General features: G+C 69.9%; 10 protein-coding genes and 5 pseudogenes. 9 read left to right on the top strand and 6 right to left on the bottom strand.

Annotation, left to right across the window (positions count from 1 at the left end):
• Nucleotides 1–19: 19 nt before the first annotated feature.
• The 4 genes and pseudogenes from OG611_RS28095 to OG611_RS28110 form a co-directional block, all read right to left on the bottom strand.
• Nucleotides 20–496, bottom strand: a pseudogene (locus tag OG611_RS28095) (ISAzo13 family transposase); the annotation flags it as partial.
• A gap of 127 nt (nucleotides 497–623) precedes the next feature.
• Nucleotides 624–2,054 (bottom strand): group II intron reverse transcriptase/maturase, encoded by a 1,431-nt coding sequence (ltrA, locus tag OG611_RS28100; protein WP_266425354.1) that lies wholly within the window; start codon nucleotides 2,052–2,054, stop codon nucleotides 624–626.
• Between the two features lie 598 nt (nucleotides 2,055–2,652).
• Nucleotides 2,653–3,854, bottom strand: a pseudogene (locus OG611_RS28105) (ISAzo13 family transposase); the annotation flags it as partial.
• Between the two features lie 645 nt (nucleotides 3,855–4,499).
• Complete coding sequence (locus tag OG611_RS28110) at nucleotides 4,500–4,802, bottom strand: hypothetical protein (protein WP_266425357.1); 303 nt, start codon at nucleotides 4,800–4,802, stop codon at nucleotides 4,500–4,502.
• A gap of 8 nt (nucleotides 4,803–4,810) precedes the next feature.
• Between OG611_RS28110 and OG611_RS28115 the strand changes: the two genes are divergently transcribed.
• The 3 genes from OG611_RS28115 (at nucleotide 4,811) to OG611_RS28125 (ending at nucleotide 7,599) form a co-directional block, all read left to right on the top strand.
• Complete coding sequence (locus tag OG611_RS28115) at nucleotides 4,811–5,596, top strand: SMI1/KNR4 family protein (RefSeq protein ID WP_266425360.1); 786 nt, start codon at nucleotides 4,811–4,813, stop codon at nucleotides 5,594–5,596.
• A 140-nt stretch (nucleotides 5,597–5,736) separates the two neighbouring features.
• Complete coding sequence (locus tag OG611_RS28120) at nucleotides 5,737–7,227, top strand: ankyrin repeat domain-containing protein (protein ID WP_266425363.1); 1,491 nt, start codon at nucleotides 5,737–5,739, stop codon at nucleotides 7,225–7,227.
• Nucleotides 7,228–7,332: 105 nt separating this feature from the next.
• Nucleotides 7,333–7,599 (top strand): hypothetical protein, encoded by a 267-nt coding sequence (locus tag OG611_RS28125; RefSeq protein ID WP_266425365.1) that lies wholly within the window; start codon nucleotides 7,333–7,335, stop codon nucleotides 7,597–7,599.
• Here OG611_RS28125 and OG611_RS28130 read toward each other — a convergent pair.
• Entirely contained in the window at nucleotides 7,590–8,213 is a 624-nt protein-coding gene (locus OG611_RS28130; RefSeq protein ID WP_266425368.1) for a TetR/AcrR family transcriptional regulator, read from the bottom strand. The genes OG611_RS28125 and OG611_RS28130 overlap by 10 nt on opposite strands.
• 195 nt (nucleotides 8,214–8,408) lie before the next feature.
• Here OG611_RS28130 and OG611_RS28135 point away from each other — a divergent pair, with 195 nt between their 5' ends.
• From OG611_RS28135 to OG611_RS28155, 5 genes and pseudogenes are all read left to right on the top strand, one after another.
• Nucleotides 8,409–9,569: a serine hydrolase gene (locus OG611_RS28135; protein WP_266425371.1), complete on the top strand. Its 1,161-nt coding sequence runs from the start codon at nucleotides 8,409–8,411 to the stop codon at nucleotides 9,567–9,569.
• A gap of 433 nt (nucleotides 9,570–10,002) precedes the next feature.
• Nucleotides 10,003–10,299, top strand: a pseudogene (locus OG611_RS28140) (ABC transporter ATP-binding protein); the annotation flags it as partial.
• An 86-nt stretch (nucleotides 10,300–10,385) separates the two neighbouring features.
• Nucleotides 10,386–11,774, top strand: coding sequence for an aldehyde dehydrogenase family protein (locus OG611_RS28145; protein WP_266425374.1), 1,389 nt, complete (start codon nucleotides 10,386–10,388; stop codon nucleotides 11,772–11,774).
• A gap of 30 nt (nucleotides 11,775–11,804) precedes the next feature.
• Nucleotides 11,805–12,467 (top strand): annotated as a pseudogene (locus OG611_RS28150) (alcohol dehydrogenase catalytic domain-containing protein); the annotation flags it as partial.
• 983 nt (nucleotides 12,468–13,450) lie between these two features.
• Nucleotides 13,451–16,285: a helix-turn-helix transcriptional regulator gene (locus tag OG611_RS28155; protein WP_266426292.1), complete on the top strand. Its 2,835-nt coding sequence runs from the start codon at nucleotides 13,451–13,453 to the stop codon at nucleotides 16,283–16,285.
• Between the two features lie 37 nt (nucleotides 16,286–16,322).
• Here the strand turns inward: OG611_RS28155 and OG611_RS28160 are convergent.
• A pseudogene (locus OG611_RS28160) lies at nucleotides 16,323–17,129 on the bottom strand (sensor histidine kinase); the annotation flags it as partial.
• Between the two features lie 915 nt (nucleotides 17,130–18,044).
• On the opposite strand from OG611_RS28160, the gene OG611_RS28165 reads away from it, so the two are divergent.
• The coding region (locus OG611_RS28165; RefSeq protein WP_266425377.1) for a hypothetical protein at nucleotides 18,045–19,723 on the top strand (1,679 nt) is incomplete at its 3' end.

Here is a 19,723-nt window from a genome sequence, read left to right on the forward strand (position 1 = left end):
CGTTAGGGCCCGTAAAGAATCAAGGTGTGGGTTTTGCCTGTGGTGTGAGGGTGGCGCCGTGTGCGGTGGCGTAGACGAGGAGGCCGGTGAGGGTGCTCAGGTGTGCCGCTGCGGTGCCGGGGGTGTGCCCGTACTGGTCCATCAGCTGTCTGATCTCGCCGGTGGCATCGCGGATGGTGTCCTTGCTGACGGTGAACAGGCGGGCGAGCACGGCGGGCGGCAGGGCGAGGTGCTGGTGCAGCGCGGTGGCCAGGACGCGGTCGGCCAGGTCGAGTTTGGCTTTGCGGCCGCCGCCCGGGGCCCGGCGCCGGGTGCCGCCGTCGCGTCGGGTGGTGCGGTCCTGTGCATGCAGTGTCTGCCAGGGAGTGGTGAGGGCCGCGGTCAGTTCGGCCAGTTCAGTGCTGGTCATGCCGGTCAGGGCGGGGTGCTCCAGGGTCTGACGGTCGATGCCGACGGCCGGTGCACCGGGGTTCGCCGGCTCGGTGGGCTGGGGGTGGTGAAGTCGGCCCGAAGCGCGGTCTCGTCTTTCGATCGAGCCGTTTCTTCGGGCCGCTTCCCGCACCCGGCGTGCCACTCTCATGGCACCGGGCGCTCCACAAGTCCCGCCTTGCTGTCGATGATCCTCATGCCGTGGTCGGCCAGGGGGAAGGGATGGTCGCGCCCCGGTAGCGGTAGCGCGTGGTGCGCACCTTTCCGGGATCGAACAGCGTCCGTTCCTCCCCGACCGGCCACCAACCACCCCCGCAGTAGCGGCGGCGGAGGTCCTTCCAGGTGATCCGGCGGTGTTTGCGGCGCAGCCATTTCATGACCTGGCTCCATGTGTACGAGCTCAGGTATTGGAATGTCGCGCTGGACACGCCGGGTTGGAAGTAGGCGCACCAGCCCGGCAGCATCCGGTTGAGATGGATGAGCAGGGTGTCAAGTGGCTGGTTCGTGGCCATCCTCCGGCACGCCGTCTTGACCTTGGCCATCACAGCCGCGAGGGCTTTGCGTGCGGGGTAGGTGTAGACGTAGTACCGGCTGGTTCCTCGTTTGCGGTGGCGCTGGATGTGCCACCCGAGGAAGTCCAGTCCCTCATCGATGCGGGTGATCAGGGTCTTCTCCGGGGACAGGCGCAGGCCCATCGTGGACAAGACCCCAGCGATCTCATCGCGCAGGGCTTCGGCGTCGCCTTCGGTGCCGTGGACCATCAGACACCAGTCGTCCGCGTACCGCGACAAACGGTAGTTGGGAAGACCTTGACGGCGACGCTGTTCCCGCCCGAGCTTGCTGCTTCCGGGTCCTCCCGGACCCTGGGCGACGTACTCGTCCAGGACGGAGAGGGCCACGTTGCTGAGCAACGGCGACAAGATCGAACCCTGTGGGGTTCCGGCGCTGGTTTCCCGCAGCACGCGATCCTCACCGAGGATGCCCGCCTTGAGGAACGCCTTCACCAGGTCAAGAACGCGTTTGTCCCCGATCCGAAGCCGCACCCGGTCCAGCAGGGCCGGATGCGAAATCTCGTCGAAGCAGGCTTTGATGTCACCCTCCACGATCCACTCATACCCGTGGGACGTGAAGTGGCGGACCTCGGCCACCGCGTCGTGAGCCCGGCGGTTCGGACGGAACCCGTAGGAGCACGGGAGGAATTCCGCCTCGAAAATCGGCTCCAGCACCAGCTTCAAGGACGCCTGCACCACCCGGTCGGTGATCGTCGCGATCCCCAGGCGACGCAACTTGCCGCCCGTCTTGGGGATCATCCGCTCCCGCACCGGCAGCGGACGGAAACTACGGTCCTTGATCGAGCCTCGTAGTGCGTCGAGGAACTCCTCAACGCCCGTCCTCGCCGCGATGGACGCCGCCGTGCGGCCGTCCACCCCGGCGGTCTTGGCACCCTTGTTACCCCGCACCCGATCCCACGCGACAAGCAAGAACGCGGGATCGGCACAGAGGTTGAAGAGGTCATCGAACCTGCGATGAGGATCATCACGGGCCCAACGGTGCAGCTTGGCCTGGATCTCCAGTACCCGGCGCTCCGCCTCATACGTGGCGTGCTCCAGTTCGTCGGTATTCACCGATGACCTCCCGGTATTCCAGTTCCTCGACTGCTGATTTGCTGGCCCCCTTCGCCATGTGCGCGCCATTAACGCGCTCGGACTACTACGGGGCCTCCGCCACGTTCTGACGTCGTCAGCCGACGACGGGCCTTGCCCTCCGCCTGACTGGCTGCCAGACGGGAAGGGCGACATCAGAACGCTTCCCACGTTCACCACCAACCGGTCGACGAGCGAGCCGCCCAGCTCTACCCCGACAGCATCGCCACGCCTACGCCGCAGGCTTTCAACGTGGCCTCCCCACCGACACCCTAAATTCGGCTTCGGAGTCGCCACCCGGAGGTGGCGTGCGCTGCACCCGGCCCATATCCTCCAGATTGGAGCCGGAGGAACTCTTACGGGGCGTCAGACACTGGTTCCTCTCGTACGGCGTCTCGTCTTGCTTGCCGGACCCGCGTCGTCTGGAAGTGCCGACGCGTCCCGTCGTTGTCAGGGCTGCTCTCACCTCCGCGTGCATCTCCACGCATCGGCTGCCCTCAGCTTCACCAGCCTGCTGCGACAGGCCGGCGGTAGGGGTCTTTCACCCCTACCCGGTATCAAGTGGCGCCTCGTGGCGCACCACGGTGTAGTTCCACTCCCCGTGGAAGGCGTGGCCGGTCAGGGGCACCGCGTTCATCTCGGCGTCGCTGACCTTCACACCGGTGGGGTAGCGGCCGGGGTCCAGTTCGGCGTGGACGGTGAGCCCGGTGCGTGTGGTGGTCGCGGCGATGCTCTCCACGATGACCTCGTAGCTGGTCAGCGGGCGGCCGCGCCAGTTCATCGTGATCGCGGAGAACAGTCGGTGCTCGATCCGGTTCCATTTCGATGTGCCCGGAGGCATGTGACAGACGGTGACGGCCAGGCCGGTCTCGGCGGCGAAGGCAGCCAGTTGAGTCTTCCAGGCCCGGGTGCGGTAGCCGTTGGAGCCGCCCGCGTCGGCGGTGATCAGCAGCCGGGTGGCGCCGGGGTAGTCGAGGCGTCCTTGCCCGTTCCACCAGCGGCGGATCGACTCGACCGCGAAGGCTGCAGTGTCATGGTCGCATCCGACGCTGACCCAGCCGGTGTTCGCGGTGATGTCGTAGATCCCGTAGGGGGCGGCCCGGCCGAGCTCCTGGTCGGGGAAATCATGGGTGCTGACCTGCCCCGGCCGGCCTTTGGGCCGCCATTCGAGGCCCGCGTTCTTGAACTGGCCGACGACCTCCTTCTTTTTCGTGTCCACACTGACCACCGGCTCGCCCCCCGCCTGATGGTCCTTGGCCTGGTCGTTGATGTACCGGAACTGCGCGTCCCGGTCGGAGTGCTGAGCGCCCTCAAGGGTCTTCGCGTTGGCCTGCAGACTGAAACCGTTCTCCCGCAGCAGCCTGCCCACGGTCGGCGCTGACGCGGCATGGCCCTGCCGCGTCAGCTCCCCGGCCAGAGACCGCAGCGACTTGGTCGTCCACCGCAGCGGCGACATCGGATCGCCCCGCTCATCCGGCTCGACCAGCGCCAGCAACGCCGGAACGAGCAGCCGGTCAAGCTTCTCGGCGCTCTTGCGACCGCCGCCGTCCCGGCGGACCCGGCCATCGGGCAGTGGGTCCTCACCGCCCTCCAACTCGAAGACACCCTTCCGCACCGTCGTCTCGCTCACCCCTGCGGCACGCGCGACGGCCCGGACCCCCCGTGCCCCAGCAGCCGGGCCTCGGCGGCCAGCATCAGCCGCTGCTGCCGCTCATTCAGATGAGGGAACAACACTCCGAATCTCAGGGCAAGTTGGTCACGAACCTCACTCGGTATGCGCATACCACACCAACGACAGGGAGACCGTGAAGCAACGTGTTGATTCTTTACGAGCCCTTACCTGGGCACCAGCCCCCGAAAGACCGACTGGTTCCCGTGCACGGCGAGCGGAATGCGATGCGGGAACCGCCGTGGTGCCGGACCGGGCTGCCGGCTGTTGCGCAGATGCCGGTTCGATCGTGGGAGGTACTCATGAATGGTGACGTGGTGTGGACCGAGGAGCAGCGCGGCAAGGTGTATTCCACGCGGGCGCGGGTCAAGTCCGGACCATCTGACCGAAGGGCTCGAGCGAGGGCCGTGCTGGCTGGCGGCGGCGCCGTTCGACGCCGCGCGCTGCTTCGCCGAGGCGCGTGACAAGAGCCGTCACGACGAGGGCAGAGGCTGGGAGTACGCGGTCCACCAGGTGGAGAAGGGGGCGCGGCACGCGGCGCCTTCGATGGCCGCACTCGGGCTGCGCGCGGCGGCGCTGTACCGCAGCGGTGAGCGTCCGGACGTGCTCGACCTGGACGTGGAAGTGGCCATGGCGGAGCTGGAGTTGCAGCCCTCGGGGGACGCGGTGCCGTTCTGGCTGGCGGCCGAGGGTGTCGTATGGACGCTGCGCGCGATGCTGCGGCTGCACGAGCTGGCCCACAACCGGCACAAGGTCCACTACGACCCACGGTGGGAGTGGAGCGGGACCTGGCTCATCGAGACCACCGCACATGCCTCGTTCCAGGTGGCCGAGTGCGCCTCGAGCCGGCGGCTGCTGCGGGGCGTGCTCGCGGTGGCCGACGAGGCGGACCACCGTGCGGCGCGCGCGGTCGCGGAGGCCGCGTTCGACGCGGCGCCGGTGCCGGTGAAGGCGGCGCTGTCCTTCGTGTTCCCCGACGAGCGGGAGTGGGCCGACCGGGCGGCCGAGGACTGCCTCGCCCAGGGCGGTGGCGGTGACGAGGTGGTGCGGATGTTGGTCACCACTGCCGGTGTCGACTGGGGCGAGCGGCTCGTCGAATGGCAGCCGTCTGGACGAGGCGACCCTGCTGACCCTGCTGGCGCGGGAAGGGGCGGGCGCCGCTCCCGTTCTGGACGCGGCGATGGGCCATGCCCGCGGCAACAACGAGCGGCTGGTGTTCGCCCGCCATCTCGCCGTGATCCGCACGCGGGACGCGGGGGAGCGGCTGGCGGCCTGGCGGGGCAACCGCAGGCTCGCCCCGCTGATCGAGGACTACTTCCGGCAGGCGCCCCACCCGGAGCCCTCGCCGTCCGGGGCGTCGGAGCCCCGCATACCGGCCGAGGAGGGCTGGCTGGATCCGACCGGCGACCTCAGCCCGGTCGGCGAGGACGACATCGCCGTCCTCGAAGCGCGGTTCGGGCCGCTCCCGGCCGACTACCGGGCCTTTCTGCGCGTGATCGGCACCGGAACGCTGCTCCAGCCGATGGAAGCGCTGCCCAGTGACGCGCTGGAGCCGACAACGCAGAACTTCATCCATCCCGCGGACATTCCGGGGGCGCACGCCGTCTACACCCGCTGGCTGCACGACGGCTGGCACGAGGAGAACGAGGGCGGAGCGGATCTGATGAGGATGATGCCGGGCATGGGCCATGACGGGTACGCCGACTTCGCTCTGCTCTCGCTCCAGCACGAGGGCGACGACCGCGTCCACGTCTGGTACCACGACAAGGCCCCGGACCGGCCCCGGTCCCGACCTCGGCCCATGGGGCCGAGTACGTGGGGATTCCCTTACTTCGTCCGGCGAGGGCATCAGTAGAACTACCCAATCGGCTACGGAAACTCGCGGAACCGGCCTGATCGCGGCCTACGGCCGACTTTGATGTGCCCTACGTGATGAAAGGCCGGTCGGCCGGCAGGCCCGGCCCACTGTCAGAGGCACGTCCTATGGTCCTCACTGTGAGTGAATCCCTTCTTGCTGCTGTCACCCCTGCCCATGGCGGCGACGCCCTGGAGCAGGCCACCCTGGTCCGTTCCCTGATCGCGGACGGGGCGGATGTCTCGGCGCGCGACGAGGACGGCGCCACCGCGCTGCACCGGGCGGTGAAGGCCCCGTACAACAGCGACGGCCCGCTGCCGTGCCCGGAGGTCGTACGGGCGCTGCTGGAGTGCGGCGCCGATGTGCACGCCGTCGACAAGAACAGCGTCCCGCCCGCCGGGTGGGCCGTGGCGTTCAGCGACTCCGATCCGGCGGCCGTGGTGCGGCGTTCGGTGGACATACTGACGCTGCTCGTCGAGCACGGCGCCCGGCTGGACGGCCCGAGCAGTTTCACCACCGGCGGGTCGTTCGCCCACCACAGCTGCGTGGCCGCGCCGCTCTACGCGTTCCTGCTCGACCACGGCGCACCGACGGACGCGGTCGACGATCGCGGAGACACTCCGCTGCACGCGACCGTCAGTTCGGCGCGACCGGGGCTGGTGAAGCTGCTGCTGGAGCGCGGTGCCGACAACGCCGCGGTCAACGGCCTCGGCCGGACTCCGCTGGGGATCGCGTTGCGTCTGCCGGAGTACAGCATGGAGCAGCGGCAGGCACGGTCGGAGATCGTGTCCCTGCTTCAGGCTGCGGGTGCCCCGGCGCATGTGCGGTATCCCGTGGCGGAGAGCGGGCCGCTGCCCATCGACACGGACGCGCTGCGGCAAGCGGCCGGGGTGATGCGGACGGAGCAGGCCGAGGTGTGTGAGGCCGCCGGGATCCCGGACGACAGCGGCTGGCTCACCACGCTGGTGGAGCCGGACTTCGACAGCTACCAGGACTTCGTCGCCGGACTGGGCGACGGCTGCCATCCCGACCATCTGCCGCTTCTTCCCGAGTTGTGCGCCAGGGCGCTCGGCGGGACAGGCGCGACGCGCACCCTGGTCGGCGACCAGCGGGTGGACACGCCGTTCTTTCATCACGGCGACCTGGCGGTGAAGGGCGACCTGGATGTGGTGGCCCCCTTCGTGGTCACCGGCTCCCTGGCGGTCGAAGGCGTGCTGGCGGACCGCGGCCCCGATTCGGTGGTGGCCATCCGCGGCGGGGTGACGGCCCGAGGGGTGTTCACCGACGGCGAGATGTCCGTCGACGGAGACATCGAGGCCGACGTCGTCTACGGCTACTACAACGACAACACGCTCCAGGCGGGCACCATCCGCGCCCGCCTGGTCATCGAGGACGAGCACGCGACGATCGCCTCGGTGGAAGCGGATCTCCACTTCGACCTGGACGACTTCCAGCAGGGGCACGGCGACGGCGTCCAGGAGCAGTTGCGCGAGCTGCTGGTGGACGAGGTCTTCGCCGTTGACGAGGACGAGGACGAGGGCAAGGAAATGATGGACCGGGGTCTGCTGTTCGCCCGGCTCCGCGAGGGTCTGCCGGTCTTCCGCACGGACGCGCAGGCCGAGGCCCACTGAGCGCATGTACCCGTCGGCCTGGCAGCCCGCCCCAGCCGACCGCGCCTCGCACTTCCCCTACCGAATCCGCCTTACCGGGCACTTCACCCCACGGAGCAGCCACAGATGGCCGATGACGAATCCCGGAGCGGCCCGTCAGTACCCCCCGCCCTCACAACGGTGCACTCACCGGTGGGGTACCGCCTCATCAGTGCCCAGGAGGCGGAGGAGCGGTTCAGGGTCTCCGCCGATGTCGGCTACCCGTACGTGGACTTCGCCGACGAGCAGGAGATCCGCTTGTACGAGGGCGGTCTGCATGTCGCGGGTCATCTAAAGCCGGAGGGCAACAGCGACTGGGTGCCGTACAACACCGTCGTGGCGGTCTACCCGTGATCGTCTGCACTGCCGGCCCGGGTGGAGCGGTCGAGGAGGCGTACGGCGAAGTCGATGGCGCGGTCCGCTCGTGCGCGGTCCCCGGAGACGAGGAGATCGAGCTGCAGGCCTCGCACCTGCGCCAGGACAAGGGTGGACAATGCGGAGGCGTCCTCGGGCGGCCAGCCGTCCGCAGCAAGCCTGTTGGCGATGATCTCAATCCAGTCGTGGACGATCGACCGGGAGAGTTTCTCGTCTTCTCCGGACTTCTCCCCGTGATGGCCGACGAATTCGAAAAGCAGGAGGAACTGGCGCTGCTCCTGCGGTTCGCACAGCCGACGCCATAGCGCCCTGACGAGTTCGGCCGTCGAGTATGCCTCACGGAGCTCCACGTCCGACATCAGCCATGCGGCCAGATCCGTGCGGACCTTCTCCGCGACGGCCAGGAGCAGTTCGTCCTTCGAGGAGAAGTGTCGTAGCAGTGTCGCGTGGGTGACACCGAGCGCCTGCCCCACGGGACGCAGGGACAGGCCGCTGATGCCGTGTTCAAGGATGTACTCGGTCGCCGCAGCCAGCAACTCCGGCCTCCGGTGCTGGAACCGGAGGGCGCGCCCGTCGACGCGGGAAGAGCTCATCGCTGCCTTCCTCTGCTCTGTGTCAATGGGAATTTAACAGTACCACTCGGTTGCCCTAACCGAGTGGTACTGCTACTTTCTCGGTATCGCAGCCGGGGCCCTCTGGCCCCCAGGACGGCACCCACCCCAGCAGTGGTGTCGGCCCGCCCGCTCCCCCTGCTCCTACGGATCCCTCGTTCCACTCGAAGGACGGCAATGACTGTTCAGAAGCGCATGACCTTGGCCGACCTCGGCCTCTTCACCGGTGCACCGCAGCACGAGCACTTCTGCCGGATGAAGGACCTCCTCGACACCCGCGAGATGGCCCCCTCCGCGAAGCCTTACCCCTGGCCGCGCGGTGAGATGACCCCCTTGCCGGAGACCTATGACTTCGACGGCGCCTCACGGCCGACCAAGGAGTTCCTGGCCGGCACCGACACGGCAGCACTGCTCGTGCTCGTCGACGGGGTCATCAGGCACGAGAGCTACTTCCTGACCGGTGGCCCGGACGTGCAGTGGTTGTCCGCGTCGGTCGCCAAGAGCTTCGTCTCCGCGCTCGTCGGTATAGCGGTCGAAGAGGGGCACATCACGAGCATCGACGAGCCCATCAGCTCCTACGTGCCGGTGCAGCCCGGTTCCGCGTACGACGGTGTGTCCATCAAGGACGTGCTCCAGATGTCCTCCGGTGCCCGGTGGAACGAGGACTACAACGACCCGGCCTCCGACATCTTCCAGCTCAACGCCGCGACGGCGGGCATCGGCGGCACGCTCGACGACTTCGTCGCCCGCATGGTGCGCGAGAGCGGGCCTGGCACCGTCTGTCGCTACAACTCCGGTGAGACGCAGATACTTGGCGCCTTGCTGGCCCGGGCCACCAACCGCTCGGTCGCCGACTACATGAGCGAGAAGCTGTGCGAGCCGCTCGGCATGACATCGGCAGGTTACTGGCTGGTGGACCCTGCCGGGAGGGAAGTCACCTTCGCGGGGCTCAACCTGACCGCCCGCGACTTCGCCAGGCTCGGCGAGCTGTACCGCAACGAGGGCGTGTGGCAGGGCCGGCAGATCGTGCCCGCGCAGTGGGTGCGCGACTCGATCACCGTGACCGCGCCGCATCTTCGACCCGGCCGCCCCCTTGTCGGCGGCCAGCAAGCCGATGGGGTCGGCTACGGCTACCAGTGGTGGCTCATGGCGGGAGACCGTGGCGAGTTCAGCGCGGTCGGCGTCTACAACCAGTTCATCTACGTCGATCCGGTCAGCCGGACCACCATCGTGAAGCTCTCCGCCAGCCGCGAGTACGGGACGTCCCTGGACGAAGCCACCAGCGGCGAGCTGGAGACCATCGCTTTCCTGCGCGCGATCGCCCAGCAGGGCCACTGACCCGCGATTGAACGCGGGTGCCGTGCCGTGCGTGGGGAGGGGCGGAGCGGGTTTCCACGCGGTGCCCGGCCGGCTTGGCGAGAACATCACCACCCGTCAGCAGCAATCGGCCCCGCCCAACGCCGACGGTGTGCAGCTGCTGGGCGTGCCGCTGGCCGCCGAAGCAAGTCGGCAGCGGACGGCACACCACCGTCCGCTCTACACGCCTCAAGGCCGACCAGGGCTGACGTCGGTAGAGGGCGGGTCACTTCCGGCTCTGTCCCCGCATGATGTCGATGAGGTCTGTGCCCACTGGACGGGCCCCGTAAAGCGCTCCGCCCGCGATCAGCGTGATGGCGCCGATAAGGGCGTCCGCCAGTAGGTGCCGAGTTGAGCGGTGGTAGCAGGGCAGGCACGGTTCGCCCGATCATGGAGTTCTCCATGCTTCGTGTGCCAGCGCGTCGTCATCCTCGACGAGGCCACCGCCCACCTCGACAACACCTCCGAGGCGGCCGTCCAGGAAGCACTCACCGAGGCGCTCGCCGGACGCACGGCGGTCGTGATCGCCCACCGGCTCTCCACGGTACGGACGGCCGACCTCATCCTGGTCGTGGAGAACGGGCGGATCGTGGAGCGGGGCACGCACGACGAACTCCTCGCCGCGGCCGGCCGGTACGAGGAGCTGTACCGCACCCAGTTCGAGAACCCCGGTACGGAGCACGCGGAGCTCGGCCGGCAGCCCTCGGCGTGACGGGCGTCTCTGGCGCCCGAAAACTAACAGCGCTAGTTTGGGGTTGTGGACGCCCCCGTCCGCAACCGTGTCCGGGAGGAACAGCGATGAAGGCCCACGACGGCATGTACATCGACGGGGCCTGGCGGCCCGCCGCGGGAAGGGACACGATCGCGGTCGTGAACCCGGCGGACGAACAGGTCATCGCCGAGGTCCCGGCCGGCGGGGCGGAGGACGTCGACGCCGCGGTACGGGCCGCCCGCGCCGCGCTCCCCGCCTGGGCGGCCACCGCGCCCGCCGAGCGTGCCGCGCGCATCGCCGCCCTGCGTGACGTACTCGTCGCACGCAAGGACGAGATCGCCAGGACCGTCACCGCCGAGCTCGGCGCGCCGCTGCCCTTCTCGCAGGCGGTGCACGCGGGCGTCCCGGTCCTGGTGGCCGGCTCGTACGCCGAGCTGGCCGCCTCGTACGCCTTCGAGGAGAAGGTCGGCAACTCCACCGTCTACGCCGAGCCGGTCGGCGTCGTCGGCGCGATCACCCCGTGGAACTACCCGCTGCACCAGATCGTGGCCAAGGTCGCCGCCGCGCTCGCGGCGGGGTGCACGGTCGTCCTCAAGCCCGCCGAGGACACCCCGCTGACCGCCCAGCTCTTCGCCGAGGCCGTCCATGAAGCGGGCGTTCCCGCAGGCGTGTTCAACCTCGTCACCGGTCTCGGCCCGGTCGCCGGACAGGCCCTGGCCGAGCACGACGGCGTCGACCTGGTCTCGTTCACCGGTTCCACCGCCGTCGGCAAGCGGATCGGCGCCACGGCCGGCGCGGCCGTCAAGCGCGTCGCCCTCGAACTGGGCGGCAAGTCCGCCAACGTCATCCTGCCGAGCGCGGACCTCGCCAAGGCCGTCGGCGTCGGCGTCGCGAACGTCATGGGCAACTCCGGCCAGACGTGCAGCGCCTGGACCCGCATGCTCGTGCACACCTCCCAGTACGACGAGGCGGTCGCGCTCGCCGCGGAGGCGGCCGCCAAGTACGGCGACCGCATCGGCCCCCTCGTCAACGCCAAGCAGCACGCGCGGGTGCGCGGCTACATCGAGAAGGGTGTGGCGGAGGGCGCCCGCCTCGTCGCGGGCGGCCCCGAAGCCCCGCGCGAGCAGGGCTACTTCGTCAGCCCCACCGTGTTCGCCGATGTCACCCCGGAGATGACCATCGCCCAGGAGGAGATCTTCGGCCCCGTCGTCTCGCTCATCCGCTACGAGGACGAGGACGACGCCCTGCGCATCGCCAACGGCACCGTGTACGGCCTCGCGGGCGCGGTCTGGGCGGGCGACGACGCGGAGGCGGTGGCGTTCGCCCGGCGGATGGACACCGGGCAGGTCGACATCAACGGCGGCCGGTTCAACCCGCTCGCCCCGTTCGGCGGATACAAGCAGTCCGGCGTCGGCCGCGAACTCGGATCCCACGGACTCGCGGAGTACCTCCAGACCAAGTCCCTCCAGTTCTGACCGCCCCGCGTTCCCGCAGTGAGTCTGTTCGTGGTCCGCGCCGCCGTACTGCCAGCCGTCGGAGCTCCCCTGGAGATCACCGACATCGAACTCCCGGAGCCCGGCCCCGGCCGGGTGAGGGTCGCCCTCGCCGCCGCCGGCGTCTGCCACTCCGACCTCTCGCTGTCCAACGGCACCATGCGGGTGCCCGTCCCCGCCGTACTCGGCCATGAGGGCGCGGGCACCGTCGTCGCGGTCGGCGAGGGCGTCACCCATGTCGCGCCGGGCGACGGCGTCGTGCTCAACTAGGCGCCCTCCTACGGCAGTTGCCACGCCTGTGTGCTGGGCGAGGTCTGGCTGTGCGCCAACGCCCTGAACGGTGCGGGCGCCGTGCACGCCCGGCGTACGGACGGTGGCGGCGAGCTGCACCCCGGTCTCAACGTCGCCGCGTTCGCCGAGGAGACGGTGGTCCCCGCAGGCTGCGTCCTGCCCGTTCCGGATGGCATCCCGCTCACCGACGCCGCACTCCTGGGCTGTGCGGTCCTCACCGGATACGGCGCCGTGCACCACTCGGTACGGCTGCGCGAGGGTGAGACGGTGGCCGTGTTCGGCGCCGGGGGAGTGGGGCTGGCCGCGCTCCAGGCCGCCCGCATCGCCGGCGCCTCGCGCATCGTCGCGGTCGACGTCTCCCCGCAGAAGGAGGAGCTGGCCCGCCGGTCGTCCCAGCCACGGCCCAGGATGCCGTCGGCCGCCTGCAGATCGCCGCGCACCATCAGGTCGACATGGCCGTGCAGCGACACAAAGTGGGCGTGCAGGTTCCCAGTTGTCAGGGTAGCGCCGTCGTCGAGGGGGTCATCGCCGAGGCTGTCGCAGGAGACACCGCCGGTCACCTGCAGATCGCCGCGCACCACAACGTCGACACAGCCGCTGATGTCTACGGAGTGTGCCCGCAGATCGCCGGTCACCAGCAGGAACTTGTACTGCCCGCCGTCGTCCTCCCCTCCAGTCGAGGCCGCCGTCGATGACGAGATCCCCGTCGACGGTCACATGGGCCGGCCAGTGCGGAGGCGCGCGTTCGGAGTCCAGGTCGCCCCGAATGCGCAGATCTCCGCCGTAGAGGCGGACCGGCAGTCCGGACCCGTCGTGCGGACACTTCAGATCGGCGGACAGAGCGAACCGTTCCTCCGCCGCACCGGCTTCGATGACCTGGTGCTCCTTGAATGACACATGCCGCCTGCCGCTGTGGCGGGGGCGACCTGGCGGGCGGGCGGCTGCCTGCGCAGCGGCATCGGCGAAGAATTCGTGCATGCCGACCACGCTAGGCCAGGGCACCGACAGCAGGCCTCGTATCAGGAACGGTCAGGTACTACTACGGAGCCGTCGGGTGTCCCGTAGCGACTGGTCAGTGGTGTGACGCGCTGCCCGTACGTCGGTCACGTGGCGCCCCTGACCGGCGCGGGCCGGGCCCGCCACAAAGGGACAGCGTTGTCGTACTCGTGCTGTAGAACGCTGCCTGACAGCGACAGTCGCCCAGCCCCGTGTCGTAGCCACCGGGGCCCTGGCGTGCCGTGGCGGCGTTCGTTCCGAGGGAGATCGTGGTGGTTGAGTTGTACAGGGGACCCGGCAGGCGCACGAACAGCGTGCCGTTCGTCAGCAGGTCAGCCGAGCTCCGCCGACTCGACGCAGCCTTGCAGCACGTGGGAGCCGGTGGTCCGGCCCTCGTCGACATCACCGGTGAGGCCGGTATCGGCAAGAGCCGGTTGCTGGCGGAGTTCAGTACGCTCGCCCGCCGCCGCGGGGCGACCGTGCTGCGCGGCCGGGCCACCGAGTACGAACGGCACAGCCCGTTCCAGCCGTTCGCCGACGCGTTCGCCGACCTCGACCAGCGGGTGCTCAGAGTGTTCCCGTCGCTGCGGGAGCTCCCTCCGGTGCTGCGGGGGAGGGCCGAGCCCTCGGGCGAGCCGTGGAAAAGGGACCGTTTCGGCCTCTACCGGGCCACCGCGGACGCACTGCGCCGCATCCGGGGCGCGCGGCTCGTCGAGGTCCTCGACGACCTGCACTGGGCGGACCCGGCGTCCCTGGAACTCGTCGACCACCTCGTGCGGCACCCCGTGAAGACCCCCTTCCTGCTCGTCGTGTCGCGCCGCGACCGCCAGGCCCCGGCGGCGCTCACCACGGCGCTGGCGCGCGGGGCCGACACCGGCGCGGTGCTGCGGATCTCTCTCGGCCCGCTCGACGAACGGGACTGCGTCGAGGAACTGGCCCGCGACCTGCCGCAGCAGCGGGCGGCCGAGATGTACGCCGCGAGCGAGGGCAACCCGCTGTACTTCCTGGCGCTCCTGACGGCCCATCGCACCGCCCGGCTGCCTGGGCCCCCGGTCCGGGACGGTGGTTCGCCCACGGGCCTGGAAGCACTGCTGCTCGACGAACTCGCCCTTCTGGACCCAATTGAGCGCGGCACCGTAGAAGCCGCCGCCGTACTCGGCGACCACGCCACGGCCGACCTCATCGCCGCTCTCACCGGCTCACCCGTCCCCGACGTCGTCGAGGCCCTGCGCGCGCTGCTGCGCCGCGATCTGATCCGTACGGACCAGACCGGACGCCGTCTGGCACTGCGCCACCCGCTGATCCGGGCGCTGGTCCACGACAGCACCGACCCCTGGCGGCGGCAGGATCTCCACCACAGGGCAGCGGCCGAACTGGCCGAGGCCGGCGCACCCCTCGCCGAGCGGGCGCACCACATCGAGCATTCACTGACCGGCTGGGACCCGGAGGCCGCCGCGATCCTGACCAGCGCCGCCGAACAGACCGCCGTGACGGCCCCGGCCGCCTCGGCCCACTGGCTCGGTGCCGTCCTCGCAACCCTGCCCAACACCCCCGAACACCTCAACAAACGCCGTGAGTTGATGCTGATGCGCGCCGGGGCACTTGGCGCGACCGGGGCGCTGTGGGAGAGCAGAGACCTCTTCCACCGAGTGATCGACATGCCCGCCGGCAACGAGGACAGCGAGGACGCGCTCCGTACCTCCGCCGTCGTGCAGTGCGCCGTCATGGAGCGTCAGCTCGGGCGCTACGCCGAGGCCGACGCGCTGCTGCGCCGCGAACTGGACCGGAGGCCCGGGCCGTCACCGTCCCAGCGGATCGGTCTCGTCATCGAATGGTGCTGCCGCGCGCAGTTCGTCGCCCGCTTCCCCGACGTACGGGAAGAACTGGCCCAGGCGCTGCGCGGCGCCCGCGATCTGGGTGACGGACTCGGCGAGATGGGCGCCCTGACGCTGGCCGCCATGAGCGAGGCGTACGAGGGTGACACGGCCGAGGCCCGTTTGCTCGCCCGGACCGCGGCGGGGCTGGCGGACGCGCTCACCGACGGCGACCTCGCCGGGCTGTGCGAGCCCCTGGTCAGACTGGGCTGGGCCGAGGTGATGCTCGACCGGTACGCCGACGCGGAACGGCACACCGACCGGGGCGTGGACATCGCCCGGCGGACCGGCCGACTCTACCTGCTGTCGCAGCTCCTGCTGTGCAAGGCGTACGCCCACTTCCTGACCTGCCGGGTCACCACGGCGCTGGAGCTGGCCGACGAAGCCGCGACCATCGCCCGTGCCCTGGGCAACGGCGAACTGCTCGGCTTCACCCTCGCGATCCGTTCCCTGTTCCTCATGCAGGCCCGCCCGCCGGGCGATCCGGACGTCCTGGCCGCCGCGGAGGAGGCGGCGGCAGCGGCGGAGGGCACGGGCGAGAGCTGGTGGTCCACGCTGGCACGGTCCCTGCTCGCCCTCGCCGCGATGGGCGCCGGTGACCCGCACCGCGCACGGGACGTCCTGCTGGACGCGGGCGGCGGCAGAGACCTGTCCCGATTGCAGCCCTCGCTGCTGCCCGAGTTCCTGGAACTGCTCGTCGCCGCCGCCTTGGCCGTGGGTGAGACGGAGGAGGCCGAGAACGCGGCCGAGCGCGCCCTGAAGGAGGCCGAACGGATCGACCTGCCGACCCGCCGGGCAGCGGCGCTGCGCGCCTTCGGCCGGGTCAGGGCGCATCGGGGGGACCCGGCCGCGGCGGCACGGGCGTTCGCCGAAGCCGCCCGGGAGAGCGCGCTGTCCGGGGCGACCCTCCGGGAGGCCCAGAGCCTGCTGCTCGGCGCCGCGTTCACCAGGGCCGCCGGTGACGGCGCCGGCGCGGCCGCCATGTGGCGCCGTGCCCGTCGGCAGGCCGCCGAGGGCGGGGCCACGCTGCTGGTCGCCCTGGCCGACCAGCAGCGCGCGGAGGTGCTGGGTGACACGGACGGGGCGGCGGAGCCGTCCGGACCGGCCGCCGGGCTGGCCCAACTGACCTCGCGGGAACGGGAAATAGCGGATCTGGTCGCAGAGGGTCTCACCAACCAGGCCGTGGCCTCCCGGCTCTGCCTCAGTCCACGCACGGTCGAGAGCCACATCGCCCGCGTCTACCGCAAGACGGGCGTCCCGTCCCGCGCGGCCCTCGCCACCCTGGTGGCCCGCCACACGGTCACGGCACCGGGCACGCCGCCGCCCTCGTGACCAGTGCCATCGGCCGGAGGCGGACCGGGACGCCCCTGGTCAGCGTTGTATCCAGGCCGATGGAACGGGCCCGTTCCACCAGTTCCGGGATGTCGTCGAGCCCACGCGGCGGGGTCGTCGCGTAGCGCCCCCAGGGTCGCGCGTAGTTCCCGAGTCGCCTCACGCCCGGCCGTCTGGATCGCCAGCAGAGCCTCCGGCACCTGTTCGCCGCGCCTGCGGGCCACGTGGACGGCGACTTCGGCCTGCACCTTGATGATCGAGACCTGATGGGTGAGTGAATCGTGCAACTCCCTCGCGATGTGCAGCCGCTCCTCGTCGGCGCGGCGCCGCGCCGCGCTGTCTCTTCCCGGGTGCGCTCGGCCTCGTCCGCCCGCCGCTCAGCCTGCCGCAGCGCCTCACCCGCGGCCCCGGCCGCGACCAGCCAGGCGATCTCCAGGGCGCCGCGCGCCTGCGCGAACGCTTCGCCCGTGTCGTGCAGGCCCGAGGCGAGGGCAGCGAGGGGGAGCGTGGCCAGCACGGCCACGCTCGTCACCACGGTGACGCCGCGGTGTCCCTCCCGTACGGCCGCGTACACCGCGAACAGGAACGCGACGGCGGGCACGTCGAAGCCGACCGCCTGGTACCCCACTGCGCACAGGCCGGTGGCGGCCAGGACAGGAACGGGATTCCGGCGGCGCCGGACGAGCGTCAGGCCGCCGGCGGCCAGCAGCGTGCAGCCGAGCGGGGCGAGGCCCGTACCGGAGTTCCGCTCGGACAGGCCGGTGACCAGCAGCGTCGCCGCCACGCCGACGGCGATCGCCCAGTCCCTCACACCGGCCGGGACACCGGACCATCCTGTGCTCATGCGCGCACCCTAGCCGGATGCGGCCCCGGGCGAGTCCCGCTTGCAGACGAGTGATCGGCTACTACGTAGGCGGTATATGCGTGTCGCCTGCGGCGTGCGCGGCAGCGGGAAGTGCCCGCGTCCGCCGGACGACCGGAGGTGGAGCAGGCGGACATGCTCGGGTGATCCAGTTCCCGTGAGGAGAAGGAGCACCTCATGTCAATGCGCACTGTGCTCGCCGTGGCCGGCGCCGTCCTGGTCGGCGGATTCGTGCTCGCCGTACCGGCGGCCGCGGACCCTTCTGCCCAGCCGGTCGCCGCAAGCGTCTACACCCTGAGCGTCGGCCGTATCGGATCTTCCTTGGCCGCGCTGGTTGGCCTCCTCGGTGCGGTCAACGGCGGCCTGGCCCTGGCCCGCCCCGCCGGTCAGGGCCACATCGGCACCTGGGCCCGGCGGAACGGGGGGCCCGCCGACCCGACGCTTGTGCGCGCTTCGGCCGCTGGCCACTCCTCTGCGGTGGTCCTGTCGTGTGCTGGAGGGCGATCCGGATTCCGGGCCAGCGCTGTTCCCCGGTCGGCCGCTGTGAACGACGGCTCTACGTCATGCTCGCCGGTTCCTTCAGCGTCCTGGGATGTCGTCGGTGGGAGGTTGGCTGCTAATTGCCCGTCAGCGATTTCGAAGCAATGGGGTGATAGGAGGTGCGCTGCCTCACTCGTGACGCGATTCCGGCATCCAGAGTGGCTTGAATACGCACAGAAGAAACCGAAGAAGCTCACCAAGGCCTGCATCCCGGGGTCTGGCACACGCGGGTTCGGGCCCGGTATCCCGTATGTGTTCACGCGCTGGTCGCCGGATACGTCCGTGGAGCACTGCCGGCAGCGCGCGGATCTGCAAGCTGCGACCCCTGATGGTGCCCGCAATTGATGGAGGACCTACGTGGTCACGAGACGGCGTGTCGTGCAGGCGGCGGTCGGCGGAATGTTCGCGCTCCTTCCGGCGGCCTCCGCGACTCCACGCCTCTTCGAGCCCAGCGGCAAGGGCGTTCTGGATCCGGGAAAGGTGGACAAGTACGTCACGCCGCTCGTCGTCCCGCCCGTCATGCCGCAGGCCGGGGGCGGCGTCGCTGATCACATCGACCATTACGTGATCGGTGTGCGACAGTTCCAGCAGCAGGTGCTGCCCTCCGGCCTACCGGCGACAACCGTGTGGGGGTACGGATCGACTCCGCATCCGCGCAGCTTCCACTACCCCGCGTTCACCGTCGAGGCCCGTGCCGGAACACCTGTGCGGGTGAGGTGGAAGAACCAGTTGCTTGATCGCAGAGGCCGTTACTTGCCGCACCTGTTGCCGGTCGACCCCACACTGCACTGGGCGAACCCTCCGGGCGGAACATCGGCCCGGGACTCACGTCCCGGATTCCGCTCGACACCCGGACCGTATACGGGCCCAGTGCCGATCGTGACGCACCTGCATGGCGGGCGGAACTCGGAGGAGAGCGACGGCTTCACCGAAGCCTGGTACCTTCCCCGCGCGCTTGACCTCCCAGCGGGATACGCTGAAGTCGGCTCATTCTACGAGGAGTTCAAGGAAAAGTTCGAAGACCGGTTCGGTGACGCCTGGGGCCGGGGGGACGCCGTGTTCCAGTACGCCAACGCGGAGAGGGCCTCGACCTTCTGGTTCCACGATCACGCCCTGGGCGTCACGCGGTTGAATGTCTACGCCGGACTGGCAGGGTTCTACCTTCTGCGAGGCGGCCCTGCGGACCTTCCCGTTGGGGTATTGCCCGGTCCCGCGCCCCGGCCCGGTGATCCGCCCGGCCGGAAGTACTACGAGATCCCTCTCGCCATCCAGGACCGCTCGTTCCACGTCGACGGCAGCTTGTTCTACCCGGCCGGACGCACTGCCTTCGACGGATTCAGGGGCCCCTACATCCCGGACAGTGACATCCCCCCGATCTGGAACCCCGAGTTCTTCGGCAACACGATGGTGACCAACGGGAGCACCTGGCCAGTCCTTCAAGTCGAACCGCGCCGCTACCGCTTCAGGTTTCTCAACGGATGCAACTCGCGGTACCTGATCCTCAAGATTGTCACCCACCCACTTGCCCACCGCCCCGCGACCCCCGCCCTCCCCTTCTGCCAGATCGGAAGTGAGGGAGGCTTCCTCCCCACACCCGTACAGCGCGACCAGATGCTCATCGCTCCCGCCGAGCGCGTCGACGTGATCGTCGACTTCGCATCCGTCCCGGTCGGGACCGAGCTCTATCTGATCAACGAGGGCCCCGACAAAGCATTCCAGGGCGGGAAGGCAGGTACGGACTACTCCCCGGCGGACCCCGCCACCACCGGACAAATCATGAAGCTCGTCATCGAAGCACTCACCTCACCGGACACGACCGTGCCACCGTCCCAGCTGTCGCTTCCGCCGTTCGAACCGTTGGGCAAGGCAAGCCGCATCCGACGGCTTTCCCTCAGCGAGCAGAAGTCCGCGTCGCTGCCGCACGTTGGCCCCCGGCAAATGCTGCTCGGCACCCTGGACCGGAACGGGGCCCCTGTGCCGATGCGCTGGGACGACCCCGTTACGGAGAATCCGGCCCTGGGCGCGACCGAGATCTG

The sequence above is a fragment of the Streptomyces sp. NBC_01363 genome, assembly GCF_026340595.1.
Classification (GTDB): Bacteria; Actinomycetota; Actinomycetes; order Streptomycetales; family Streptomycetaceae; genus Streptomyces.

Excerpts from the sequence above, each read along its gene's own strand:
- OG611_RS28135 (WP_266425371.1), top strand. The coding sequence starts at position 8,409 with ATGACTGTTCAGAAGCGCATGACCTTGGCCGACCTCGGCCTCTTCACC.
- OG611_RS28125 (WP_266425365.1), top strand. The coding sequence starts at position 7,333 with ATGGCCGATGACGAATCCCGGAGCGGCCCGTCAGTACCCCCCGCCCTC.
- OG611_RS28145 (WP_266425374.1), top strand. The coding sequence starts at position 10,386 with ATGAAGGCCCACGACGGCATGTACATCGACGGGGCCTGGCGGCCCGCC.
- OG611_RS28130 (WP_266425368.1), bottom strand. The coding sequence starts at position 8,213 with ATGAGCTCTTCCCGCGTCGACGGGCGCGCCCTCCGGTTCCAGCACCGG.